This is a genomic window from Legionella tucsonensis, assembly GCF_001468035.1.
In the GTDB taxonomy this organism is placed as follows: Bacteria; Pseudomonadota; Gammaproteobacteria; order Legionellales; family Legionellaceae; genus Legionella; species Legionella tucsonensis.
In genome coordinates this window covers 36,009-48,165 of the sequence record NZ_LNZA01000004.1, presented here as the reverse complement: position 1 = coordinate 48,165, position 12,157 = coordinate 36,009, and the positions used below count along the sequence as shown (strand labels likewise).

Here is a 12,157-nt window from a genome sequence, read left to right as displayed (position 1 = left end):
CAAGCGCCAATGTTTCTGCAAGCGTTGCAGCGCCATCACAAACGCGAATTTCCAGAGTTCCAAAACCAGGACTTGGTCTTAGATCCCACCATAAATCTTTAAGTGATTTAATCGAGCCACATAACTTCAATGTTTTATATAAGTTTTCGAAGTCTTGCCATGAGCGGACATGATAGGGCTGACCCGCTGTCGGAAGAGCCTCATAAGTAGTGGGGCGACATGAAGCAAGCCCGGTGTCAATTCCTTGCCAAAAAGGAGAACTGGAGGACAGCGCCAATAAGTGAGGCAAAAAATACATGAAAAAGTTATTAAATCGTATGCATTCTTCACCACTGGACATACCCAGATGAACATGCAACCCATATACGCTCATACGACGTGTAAGCCATTGATTGCGGTCAATTAGCTCCTGATAACGAGTCGTAGGAGAAACCTCCCAATCAGAGTATTTAGAAAATGGGTGAGAACCCGTTGTTGAAAATAAAACTCCTAAATCTTTTGTTGCATTTTGTAATGAAGCAAGTGTTTTATAAAGATCATCTTCAACTTCCTGGGCAGTAATACATTTATCCGTATTCACCTCTATGGTACTTAAATAAAACTCTGGTTTAATTTTTTCGAGGTGGGCCGTAGCACTAAGTACTTCAGTAGCTCTTGAGCATAAATTATAATTTTCAGAATCGATGAGTTGCAGTTCAATTTCTACTCCCAACGTTAAAATGCCATTACTTTTAAAAAAAATTTCTTCCTGCTCAGATATGTAAGCCGATTGCGAGTCATTCTTAGTTAATTTTAAGAGATTGTTCATTTGATTATCCATTTGATAATCCTCCCTAGGTTTATATTCTTGGAGAGTGCTAGTAATTGATGTATTGAAAAGTTACTTCCAATACTGTTTTTGAGAAGATTTCTCTAGCTAGTGAATGCTCAGATACTACAAATAACACCCTGATTTTTATTTCTGTTCAAATTATTTGTATGCAAATTGTTGATCATGGTAACGGTTATATGAGTTCTTTTCAACTTTTACAGAAGCAAACACAAAATTAATATTTTCTTAATCAAATAGAACTATAATTTAACTTAGACCTTAAACGGAATTATTTTATGCCATATCCCAAAATATCAGCAGCGCTTAATAACTGCCCACTGCATGCGATAACTCCTGAGTTAGTACAGGAAATATATCGTTTTGCAAAGGATGAGCAGTATAATAATCAACATAATGATACTTATGCTGAATTAAAAAATAATTTTGCTGAATTTTATGGCTTTGATTCGAACGATTTGTCCTGGAAACAATTTGCGGGTATTCTAAAGCAGTATAACCCTTTTGATATTCAAATCATGATGGGGCCGGTGCTTCGTCTTTTTATGGCAGTCCAACTAGATAAACCGGCAATATACAGAGAGTTTGTTCCCGGAGCACATAAAGCTAAAGAAGAGGTTATTGCGGAATATACACAAATAAATCCGGAAACTGCTCGCTATGCAAGCTTAGATCAATATGATTTAGCAACGCTTGTCTGCAAGCCATTGGGATTTAGCCTAAACTATATTCCACAAGAAGAGCATGGAATTGAAGAGACAATTGATCCAGATATCCCCCTGCCAAATCCACAACTTATCACGATTTGCCATACGGGAGACCATAGAGGTGCGTCACATGGTGGGCATTGGGAAAGGACAACTGATGCATTAGAACGAATTGAGTATAAAAAGCATAAAAGCACACAATTACATCACTACTTAACATTATTAGGCCATGACCCTCAAGTAAATATTGCTGGATTTACATTTTTAAAACAGCATGTCCAATTAACCGCAGGCAGGCTTAGACGGGAGGCTCATGTTGATACTGAGCTTTGCAATTTATATAATGCGGTCACTCTCATTGAAAAATATCTAAAAAATATTCAAGAAGTGCCTAAGGATTTAGCAATAAAGTTATTAAGACCTGCTTTAACTCACAATAAATATGCTAGGGAATTTATTGGAAACTACGAGTTTGAAGTGCATGAGTTTGATGACCAAATCGTGCAATGGCTCAGCGCTGAAGAGGAATTCTACAAGCCCGTTTTAACAGCCGAAAAAGAAGCGCTAGCCAGAGAACTCGCCCAGCCACCACTCCTCATAAATCCAAGCCAGTTACCCACTGCTTATGGAATTAAGGGAGAAAGAAAATTCTACAAAAACCTTGCTCTACTCCAGAATAAAATCACTGATCTGGAGGAGCGCAAACGTAAGGCCTTGGATGACGCAAAGGGCGATAAAAACGATGAAGATTATCGTAAGCTTAACAACGCTTGGGATGTTGCTACAAAGCTTCATCAAACGCTTAGTGGCCAAGCAGATGTATATTTTGCAAATCCAAATCATGACACCTACAAAACATTTAAAGATCAATCTCTAAATTTGATACGTGACGCCCATCATGCGCTTGATGAGCATCGAGGTTGGTCAGAGTTTCTAGTAAACCTCGCTCTTGGTGTCTCAACTGCAGGAGTTGGGATAGTGATTAAAGGTTTGATAAACTGGGGATGCAATCGTTCATTTCTCTTTGTACATCAAACAAAGTCCAGTCAACTACTTGATAAAATTGAAGATGTCGTTGTTAATAAGGCTGATCCACAAAACCCAATAGAAGAGGAAGGTGATAACGACATTGGCGACGACTTCTATAATCCGGCATAACGTTTTTAACGAAGATAATAAAATGAATAGAACAACAGCATGACTCACGCATTAAATAATGCAATCCAAAATTCAAGCCATTCCCCCTTGCTGTCATGCAAAAATTAGCTCATCTTATCTTTTGGGTTATTTAAAATAAATCAACATTTGGTTTGCTTTTCTTTACCGACAAAATGATCTGCTCTTGAAATTTTTTGGAGTTTTTATGTTCATTCGACTATTGATTATAGCAATTTTAGGCTTATATTGCACCATAGTATTTGCTGTTGCAGAAGTACCTCCTATTTCAGGGAAAATAAACCAGGTAATTTATGTCACTTTAGATGGTGTCCGTTGGCAAGATGTTTATCAAACTCACAAACATTTTCCAAAATTTTGGCAAAAACACGCCAGCAAATTTATTTTTTACGGAGAGCCTTCTGGCAATACTCCTATCTATACTGCTTCAGTGCCAATTAGCCTTCCTTCATATCAAAGCCAAATGGCAGGATCGGTACAATCATGTGCTGATAACGATTGCGGCCGGATTAAAGTTGAAACATTGCCAGAGAAAATTATTCGTCAATTGCATTTACCTAAAAAGAAAGTGGCAATTTTTTCCTCTTGGCCCGAGATTAGCTATGCTGCAGAGCACATTGCAGGAACAACGTTCAGTAATAACGGAAATGAATTTGTATACGATCCTGATAGTTTAAAGCCTGATGACGTGATGGACGCGTTGAATCAAAAGCAACATGATGATCATCCCGATAGCAAGAACCGTTATGATCCATACACTTTTGCACAAGCATGGCATTATTTTGTTACCTATGAACCTCTATTCTTATGGATATCATTAAATGACGCCGATGAAGCGGCACATGCAGATGATTTAAAGGCTTATCATAAAGTATTGTCCTATTACGATGACGTGTTAGATGAAATTTTGAGCTATTTACAAGCCAAGGGCATAGATAAACAAACGCTGGTCATAATAACTACGGACCACGGTCGTGGTTATGGGAGGAATTGGGTAAATCATGGGCCTAAGTATCCAGAATCTAAGAAAATATGGGCCTTTGTGATGAATGGAAAATTGGCTCCCGTCGCACAGGATGAGGAGAAGGGACGCTATAGTTTATTGTCTATTCGTCCAACTATAGAAAAGGCATTAGGCTTAGTTGATCAGTAGTTAAGAAGGCAAAAAAATTAAAGGACGCCGTATTAAGTGTTCAAAAATAAAAGAAGCAAAATGCTGGTTGCATAATCCGCCTGTGTGCCCGCTAAATTTTATTTATGAAGTCTAGTGAAAACTTTTCAGCCTAAAGAAAGAATTGTGAATAATAAGCTATAGTTAAATTACATATATCAAAAGGATCTGATATGGAAAATACAAATAATATTACACTTCATCCTGATACAAAAATCATGCAACGCCACTGGGGATGGTTTTTAGGTTTAGGAATTTTGCTCTTGATCTTTGGCGTTATTGGTTTAGGAATGGAAATCTTATTAACCATAGTCAGCATGTATTTTTTCGCCGCGTTACTCATGATTTCAGGATTATCGCACTTTGCCGATGCTTTTAAACACACAGAATGGAAAGGTACGATTTGGCAAATTATCGTTGCAATACTCTACCTTATTGGCGGAGGTATTGTCTTATATGATCCTTTATTAGCGTCAACCATCATTACTGCTTTATTGGCTTGGACGCTTATTGTTATTGGTGTAGTTCGAATTAGCATGTCCGTATCTTTACGAAACACAAAGGGTTGGGGGTGGATCTTGTTTGCAGGGATATGCTCCTTAATACTTGGTATTCTGATTCTATTGCAATGGCCAATGAGTGGGTTATGGGTCATCGGATTGTTTATTGCGATTGATATGATCATTAGCGGTTGGACTTACATTTTTATAGCAATCTCCTTACGCAGAACCAAATCGCTCTGATTTCCGATGAAAGAAGCCTCGCTGTAGCTTGGCTCTGCGAGCAATCAGGCTATGGCGGGCACCGTGGGAAATAGAGCTATTCTATCAACCACCTTACTCGACGCTGGCTCTTTTTACGCCGGGACACTCGGTTATGCCCCGATTCATCTTTCCAGTATTCCTGCTGCTGGACAAACGGTAATAGCAGTATTTGCTTTAAGTAGTTATCCTTTTTCCTCGCATATCCAGGAACACCAATATCGATTTCTTCCTGGGAGATGCCTAAGCCGATAGTTCGGTGCAATCTGTCCCAAACCGAAAAAACAACAGAGTAGTTTGAGTCCGTCTCCCTTCTGAAATTAGAGTGATGAATACCGTGCATCCTCGGGGTTACGAAAATAAGATTCAGTATCCGCTCCAAACGCAACGGAAGGCGCAGGTTTGAGTGATGGAAAAAAGTACCAATCTGAAATATGGCTTCGTACATCAAAAAAGTACTCGCCGATACGCCTATGAGCGCCACTTGAATAGCGCGAAAGAAAGTGGAAAGCGCCACTTCGCCAGGATGAAAGCGGAAACCCGTGGAAACATCAAGGTCGGGATCGATATGGTGTACATTATGAAAACGCCAAAGGAACGGAATTTTGTGGTTGGCAATATGCCAATAATAGAAGCTAAGGTCCAACAGTAAAAAACCGGCTAAAGCTTCCCAAAGCCCCGTGAGTCTAAACCACCGTATTATTCCGAACGGTGTGCTGGCAGTCCATCCGAGAAAAAAGCGAGTTGTCGGGCGTATCAGCAGAAAAGCGACAGTAAAGGTAGTAATGGAAACTGCAATATTGACAGTCAGGCGAGAAAACGTGTCTCTTTTGCGCTTCCTAAGAGGAAACATTCTTTCCAGGAAAAACAAAATGAGTGCGAATCCAGCCGCAATGAATATTCCAGTCAATGATTTATCCTTTTTAATTTAAAAAATATACATACCATAGCAAATTTTAATTGACTTCAGAATCAATAAGATCCATAACCATGGTTGGGGTAATAGTTCTTGAAAAATTGACTTAAAGTGAACGCATAGTATAAAAGATGAGCAATGCGTTATAGCAATGGACAATATATAGCGCTGTAGGTTATTTCCCTTTAATTTTATGGAGAAAAGATGAGATTAAAAATAGAAATAGAAGCCGAATTAACTAGAGCAAGGGAACACCTCGAGACTCTCAAAAATGACTTTGCTAATAATGATGATCGAGGGCTTGATCGTTATATGTTTCTCTCGTCAATAAATCAATTGCTTAAGGGAGCAAAGAAAACAGTAGCAGATTTAGAAGAGGAATTGGAGCAATTTACTAAAAGAAGTGCCAACCAAATATGACATCATAATGAAGGTACAGGGAAGTATATTATCAATTTAAGGATAAGCTTATGTATATCATTTCCTATAATTATCTAAGCAGCATTCATGCTCCGACTTACTTTACTACTTCTTTTTATCGCCCTTACGAAAAACGAACCTGATCTTTATATCGCGAACACAGCGCTAACTTACATTAGTGGAATTGGTACAAACTATTTCTCTGCTTTTCTTGTCAACAATCAATTGTGCTTTCAGCGTATGCTGTTTCTTTTTCCCTGAATAGAATCGTCTTTGTCTTTTTTGGGGCGCTCAATAGACATTCTGTTGCATCAATAATAACTAACTCATACTTAACATCACTTTTTAATAAGGATTTTCAACCAGGTAGCCGCAAAATCAGGATGTTTTACTCTCGCTTACCCCATAGCTTTGGCTGACATGAAAATAAGTGCGATATTCGCGTATATACTCAAGCGTCATTATTCCAGGCTCAATTTGGGTTTTCGGACTCCTTGCAAATGTAGCGATTTTAACACCAGTTAGGCGACGAAATTTTTCGTCTTCAAGGCTCTTTTATTCCTTCATATTTCATATGAACTCCTTTTGCGGAGCTTTTTACAAGTATTTCTATGTAAATGCTAGGTTCCGAAGAGGTCTAATGCAAACAGAAAATATCCGGCAGTTTTCGCGGGCGCAAAACAGCTCGCCATGCTGCGTGGCGCTATCAATACGGCTAGAAAGCAGAAATGGAATATCCTTCAGTTTATTCAGGAAATTTTCAATCGGGATATTCCATCACTGGTTCTTAGCTAGCTGGGCAGTTACAATTTAAAAATATGAATATTACAAGATGGATTTCGTTTTAGATGGTATTCTGATTGTCAGTGTTAAAATGATGAATAATCAGCTCGGCAATTTCTTGATTATGTTTTAATGCAGTTTCTAATACTAATTTTCCCTTTGGTTTTATGCCCTTAGAAAGTAAAAATTGAAATATATCCCGATCTCCTGTGGCTGCAGCAACCACTAGATTATCGGATGATGGTTTTAAATTATAGACTTCAATTAACTCTTGTAATAATCCAAGATTGAGTGAGTGAATAGCAAAATTAATGGAATCATAAGCAGGCATGCAATATTTGGTAAAATACCGTAATCGCATGCTGGTGTATTTGCCAGACAAAATGGCCATATTCAACGTGTTATTATCAAAAGGTAAATTGGGTATACAGGCTAAAATTTCCAAAGATCCGAAGAATGCTGCCAGCTCCTGAAACGCCTTCAGTTCATCATTATTATAGTGATTTTTTTCTAAAAGCGCGCGAAATTCATCCACGTTATTATCGATCAGGCTAAGAAATAGTTCATAATCTTTATTATTTTGAATAAACAATTGGGTGGGAACTGAAAGTAAAGGGGACTCTTTAATTTTTTCAAGCGCATAAAGGTTTTCATAAATCTGTGCGTAATCATTATTTATGCTTCGAGTATTTGTGTTTATATTATAGTCCTCGAGCAAAACTTTAGACCAAAATTCCTTGCTGAAACCAGAATTTTCCACGCGTTTTTTTAACTGGTTGATTCTATTTTCATCTAATGCATAAAAAGGTTTGCGCTTATCCATAATTTGTTCCTATAGTTTGGGTGAAGAGGGTGTAGCGAGGTTTTCTCGCAGCTTTTTTGCCTCGGTACTTAAGGATTTAATCGCGGTTTGCAATCTTTCCTTAAGATTCTTTTGGTTTTCAATACGGGTAACTGTAGAATCTCTGCTTACACCAGCAGTATGTAATAAGTTTGTAAGATGCTCTTGGAGAAACGCTTTTTCACGGTGCTTACCAAGGAAATCGCGAGGATGCTCTTTGGGAGGCACTTTTTCGCGGTGCTTACCAATGAAATCGCGAGGATGCTCTTTGGGAGGCACTTTTTCGCGGTGCTTGCCAATGAAATCGCGAGGATTCTCTTTGGGAAACGCTTTTTCACGGTGTTTTCCATGGGAGTTGTGAGGATCAAGGCGAGCAACTTCATTTTTAACAACTTGAATTATTTTTGTTAGATCGAGATTGGAATAATCTTTAATGTCCTTAGGAAGAGCAGATTTTAATCGTTCCGATATCTGTTGGGCCTTCTGGGAGTTAGCCGTCATGGCAAATTTATCAATTTTAGCAATGATGTTTTTAATTTCTTCAAGAAGCTTATGGTTTTTTTCAGCAGAATTTAAATTATCTTTTCGCGTTGCTATCCAGTCTTTCTGCAAGCGAACAATATTATCGAGTATTTTACTATTGGTACGTTCAAAAATTGCCAAAGACGAGTTTTTAATTTTCGATTTTTCATCAACGGATGCATCTTTCGGTATTTGAGAAATAGTTTGAAAATGCTTCGCAAGTGCTAAGGCTTGCAAGATACCTGTTTGTAACCCTGAGTCTGTTGTATAAAGTGGATTAATTGACGAGTCACCCTGAAAAAAAGCAGTTCGTCCGGTCGGTAGTTGAACGTATGTTTTTGATATTTTTCCTAACTCTATATCAAAGGATGAAATCGACAATTGCTCTTGTTTATCTCCATAGGATGTACCATTACTTGTAATCGGTGTTATATCTTTAATGGCTTCGTCTGGCAAATGATCCTTTAATAACGTTTTAGCGTACTTCCACTGAGCTTCTTTGTCATTAAGTGTTTCCGGTATTTCCACGCCAATATAGGCTACATTATCAACCACGCGTACTTTGGAAAAGGGGCGTGTCGGGTAAGGCCACCCATACTCACTTTTTAACTTCTCTAATGATTCAGGATGGCCTTCATTTTGATTTAATAATTTTGAAAATTCCTCAGCATTACTGTTCTTGGGAATGTTAAAAGTAACGACCAGATGTTTTGTATGAGGAAGGGGAGTATCCAGTTTTTCAAATTTAATGGGGTTATTGGGGGGCATTTTGTTTATTTCTTTGATCAAATCACGTTTAACACCGGTCGTATCGATAATATTTTGAAAGCCTAGTGTTCTCTCTTCTTTATTAGGCGTGGTAATGGTAATTGATTCAGGACCTAATGTCATGGAGCTCTCATTTCTGGGCGTTTTTTTTGCTTCTACCCATTCAATTTTTTTACTACTAACCTCCTCATCTATTGCTGCTTGATGAAGAAGATTTTCCAAGTCGCCTGTTTTCACATAGAAACCCGGATGGCCGTCACGAATTTTTCCTTGGGAGACGAAGTTTTCAAAGTGCTTCTCTGTTACTAATTCTTTAACAAATTGACCAATATCCTCATTAAGCCATAAAACTTGCTGACGTACCCCGCGCTCTTCAAATCGATCGCCAACAATGGCAATTTTTTCATCAGGTCCGGAGTATTTTGCTGCAACCAGTGCTGAAATCAATCCGTTTGGGCCGGAACCAATGATTACTGTATGATAATTTTCATCAGGCATATAACTCCCCTAAAGTGAAGCAAAAGCATGGGTAAGTGCTATCATTGGTATCAAATATAAACATAATGGCTATATGTTTTATTATAGGCCGTGAAGTCAAAAAATACTCATAGTGGATTAATTTATGCCGACACCCTTGGGTGAATTATTGTATAGTGCTCAGAAAAGTAAAAACGCGGAAAAGCTGAGGATCTTGCGTAGAGGTGGTTACGCGGCACATTTTTTTCAATCAAAAAATCAAAACCTAAATCCTAGCCAGGCGAATAAAATTATAGATATTTACTCAGCTCGGCATTTTATGCCTACTTATGATAATGTTGCGATGGAAGTAAAAAAAGGTAACAACCCCAGGTACCCCTGAAAATAGATTAGAAAAAGCTTGAAAAATAATAAGGAACATTAATAGTTATGATAAAAAGTATCGTGGTGTTGCGAGTCACCAGCTACGATTGGTAAGAGAAAAAATGATTGGACAAATTATATTTAAATCACTCGCCATCTCCGATCTTGATCTATTATGCAGATGGTTTGAAAAACCACATGTCTTAGAATGGTGGAATGATCACCTTGCGCCAGAACAAATTAAAAAGAAATATCGAATGCGTATCGATGATGATGTAATTTGTCCTTATATTGCTTATATGAATAACAAGCCGATCGCATTTATTCAATATTATTGGGCGAGTAAAGTAGGTGAGGGTTGGTGGCCTAATGAGGATGCAAATACAGTAGGTTTAGATCAATTTATTGGGGAGGAAAATTATATCAATAAAGGCTTCGGCACTTTAATGATGAAAGAATTTATTCAATTTTTATTTCAAAACCCTCTCATCAAGAAAATCATTATTGAAGCTGATCCCAATAATTTACGTGCAAAACGCTGCTATGAAAAAGCGGGATTTCATGAAATGGGCATCATAGACACGCCAGATGGGGAGTCTATTTTAATGGCGATACTCAAAAAAGATAAACAATAGGCTTTTTTATTCAGCTATAATAAAAAGGTAGGCAGATGTGCCTCGAGTAAATAACGGAGGTAGAGATGCCACAAGAGAGAGACGAAGAGAATAAAGATTGGCTAATTGAGTTAATGACAGAAACAGGATATCACCCTGATTCTGGAGGAATGTGTTTTGGCGTTGCCAATATGAGTATGCAAGCCATTCTCTCTGAAGAATTCAATCTATTTGAAGCCCGCTTTCTCAAGCTTATCGAGATTTACGGTGAATATATGGGTATACACCAGGCTATTGATATACTGGAAAAAGAAGCGGTAAATCCTACCCAGCAATTACAAGAGGATATAAAAAAAACTTTGATAACTAGCCTAAATCTTGAAGATAAACTTCGTGAGATGAGAAAAAAATGGTCGGCTCATTTGTTAGATGTAGTAAAGATTGATTTCGTTCACTTAAAAAAAGAGCTCAACAAAAAAGAAAATGATTTTTTATATGCTACTTATATAGAACAACAATTAACGAATTGTAGAAATGAATTAGAAAAACTTAAAGCGGAGCTTACCAATCCAGAAAATGATTATATGGCATTTTTTGAAGGGGTAGAACTCTATCAACGACCTGGTTTGCACCGTTCTTTATTTGAAAAAGCAACTCGATTAAAACAAGATACGCTACTCAGCGCACCCGTTGTTCTTTCCAAAAAACTGGAACAAAGTGGAGGAATCAGCAGAATAAATACCTTCATCGGAGCCTATGATTCTGATGAGTTATTTAAATATTTCTTTACGCTTAAAAACGAATTGCAGGGGATCAAAAAACCTATTGCTTTTATTCTTGGCAGTGGTGATCATGCCATTACAGTTGGATATGATTCGGCAGAGAATCAATGGCAATTCATTAATAGTGGCCGGGAACCCGAACGTATCCCTGGAAACAATGTACAAGAAATATCCCAGAGAGTTTTTAGCGCATTTTCGACAGGAAGTCAGTGCGTCTTTGCAACCAATGTTTATTGTAATAAAGCGAATGAAGAAGACTTTAAAAAACGCATGACCGCATGGGAAAAGCAACCTGAATTTCAAGAAATCCATAGAGTTGATGCAAAAAAAGCTAAAAGGGCAGGTTCACTTCTACTGCTCCTTGCTGCGTTAGATGATGATCCTACCATGGTTAAAAATCTTATAAAAGAAGGCGTTAATCCTGATCTGGTAGAGGATGAAGAAGGAAATACCCCGATTTTAACTGCTGTTTGCTGGAATCATATCGATGTACTAAAAGAATTGCTTGCATGCCCAACCAAAATAACCATGTCATTGAATGCTCAAGTCAATTCTTTGTATAAATTTGCTCGTGATGCGCAGATAGATGAACGCGTCATGGATGAATTGGTTCAGAAAAAAATGGGTTCGGGTCAACTCAATAATTCCTCGACAGTTTCTGTAACACTGTACGAGCTGGCAACCGTGCTGGGTCATACTGAAATAAGAGATTTATTGTATCAATATGAGCAAAATCCACCAGCAAAAACAAGTGCTGATAATTTTGTTTTTTTTAAGTCTGAAGAGTATCTAAGTAAAAGGGTAGCAAGTGATACATCGAATCCTGAAGAGAAACCTGTTGTTCCTAATCCTTTTGACCCTCATTAAGGGGTAGTAATCTTTTAGGCTACAAATCTAGAAAAAGGAGTGAATCAAGGGACCGTTGATTCGTGCCAACAATCATTACAGCGTAACTTAATATTTTCTAGAAGAAATTAGCGCAACATTATAAGATATAATGATGTGTGTAGTAACCGAATCCTTTGGA

Annotated in this window: 10 protein-coding genes and 1 pseudogene; 6 read left to right on the top strand and 5 right to left on the bottom strand. The window is 37.8% G+C overall.

All coding sequences use genetic code 11. The features are described 5' to 3' along the window. Window positions 1-820: carboxylate-amine ligase (locus Ltuc_RS12595; RefSeq protein WP_058521720.1), on the bottom strand; the 820-nt coding region annotated here is incomplete at its 3' end. A 287-nt stretch (window positions 821-1,107) separates the two neighbouring features. On the opposite strand from Ltuc_RS12595, the gene Ltuc_RS12590 reads away from it, so the two are divergent. The 3 genes from Ltuc_RS12590 (at window position 1,108) to Ltuc_RS12580 (ending at window position 4,626) form a co-directional block, all read left to right on the top strand. Continuing rightward, window positions 1,108-2,694: a hypothetical protein gene (locus tag Ltuc_RS12590; RefSeq protein ID WP_058521719.1), complete on the top strand. Its 1,587-nt coding sequence runs from the start codon at window positions 1,108-1,110 to the stop codon at window positions 2,692-2,694. A 205-nt stretch (window positions 2,695-2,899) separates the two neighbouring features. Further along, window positions 2,900-3,865: a sulfatase-like hydrolase/transferase gene (locus Ltuc_RS12585; RefSeq protein ID WP_058521718.1), complete on the top strand. Its 966-nt coding sequence runs from the start codon at window positions 2,900-2,902 to the stop codon at window positions 3,863-3,865. 191 nt (window positions 3,866-4,056) lie between these two features. Beyond that, window positions 4,057-4,626, top strand: a complete 570-nt coding sequence (locus tag Ltuc_RS12580) for an HdeD family acid-resistance protein (RefSeq protein WP_058521717.1) — start codon at window positions 4,057-4,059, stop codon at window positions 4,624-4,626. A 76-nt stretch (window positions 4,627-4,702) separates the two neighbouring features. Here Ltuc_RS12580 and Ltuc_RS12575 read toward each other — a convergent pair whose 3' ends face one another. Then, entirely contained in the window at window positions 4,703-5,554 is an 852-nt protein-coding gene (locus Ltuc_RS12575; protein WP_058521716.1) for a sterol desaturase family protein, read from the bottom strand. A 210-nt stretch (window positions 5,555-5,764) separates the two neighbouring features. Here Ltuc_RS12575 and Ltuc_RS12570 point away from each other — a divergent pair, with 210 nt between their 5' ends. Beyond that, the gene (locus Ltuc_RS12570) at window positions 5,765-5,980 is read left to right on the top strand and encodes a hypothetical protein (protein WP_058521715.1); all 216 of its coding nucleotides are present in this window, start codon (window positions 5,765-5,767) and stop codon (window positions 5,978-5,980) included. 174 nt (window positions 5,981-6,154) lie between these two features. Here the strand turns inward: Ltuc_RS12570 and Ltuc_RS15715 are convergent. The 3 genes and pseudogenes from Ltuc_RS15715 to Ltuc_RS12560 all read right to left on the bottom strand — a co-directional run. Next, window positions 6,155-6,554, bottom strand: a pseudogene (locus Ltuc_RS15715) (transposase family protein); the annotation flags it as partial. A 270-nt stretch (window positions 6,555-6,824) separates the two neighbouring features. After that, complete coding sequence (locus Ltuc_RS12565; RefSeq protein ID WP_058521714.1) at window positions 6,825-7,586, bottom strand: hypothetical protein; 762 nt, start codon at window positions 7,584-7,586, stop codon at window positions 6,825-6,827. Between the two features lie 9 nt (window positions 7,587-7,595). Beyond that, on the bottom strand, window positions 7,596-9,392 hold the full coding sequence (locus Ltuc_RS12560; protein ID WP_058521713.1) for a hypothetical protein: 1,797 nt from the start codon (window positions 9,390-9,392) through the stop codon (window positions 7,596-7,598). Between the two features lie 464 nt (window positions 9,393-9,856). On the opposite strand from Ltuc_RS12560, the gene Ltuc_RS12550 reads away from it, so the two are divergent. Both Ltuc_RS12550 and Ltuc_RS12545 read left to right on the top strand, forming a co-directional pair. Beyond that, a complete protein-coding gene (locus Ltuc_RS12550; protein ID WP_058521711.1) occupies window positions 9,857-10,369 on the top strand; it encodes a GNAT family N-acetyltransferase in 513 nt (170 codons plus the stop codon). 65 nt (window positions 10,370-10,434) lie between these two features. Further along, window positions 10,435-11,997 (top strand): ankyrin repeat domain-containing protein, encoded by a 1,563-nt coding sequence (locus Ltuc_RS12545; protein ID WP_058521710.1) that lies wholly within the window; start codon window positions 10,435-10,437, stop codon window positions 11,995-11,997. Window positions 11,998-12,157: the final 160 nt, after the last annotated feature.

Bases quoted from the DNA above. Each gene is read 5' to 3' on its own strand.
- Ltuc_RS12590 (WP_058521719.1), top strand. From the start codon at position 1,108: ATGCCATATCCCAAAATATCAGCAGCGCTTAATAACTGCCCACTGCAT.
- Ltuc_RS12585 (WP_058521718.1), top strand. From the start codon at position 2,900: ATGTTCATTCGACTATTGATTATAGCAATTTTAGGCTTATATTGCACC.
- Ltuc_RS12580 (WP_058521717.1), top strand. From the start codon at position 4,057: ATGGAAAATACAAATAATATTACACTTCATCCTGATACAAAAATCATG.
- Ltuc_RS12570 (WP_058521715.1), top strand. From the start codon at position 5,765: ATGAGATTAAAAATAGAAATAGAAGCCGAATTAACTAGAGCAAGGGAA.
- Ltuc_RS12565 (WP_058521714.1), bottom strand. From the start codon at position 7,586: ATGGATAAGCGCAAACCTTTTTATGCATTAGATGAAAATAGAATCAAC.
- Ltuc_RS12560 (WP_058521713.1), bottom strand. From the start codon at position 9,392: ATGCCTGATGAAAATTATCATACAGTAATCATTGGTTCCGGCCCAAAC.
- Ltuc_RS12550 (WP_058521711.1), top strand. From the start codon at position 9,857: ATGATTGGACAAATTATATTTAAATCACTCGCCATCTCCGATCTTGAT.
- Ltuc_RS12545 (WP_058521710.1), top strand. From the start codon at position 10,435: ATGCCACAAGAGAGAGACGAAGAGAATAAAGATTGGCTAATTGAGTTA.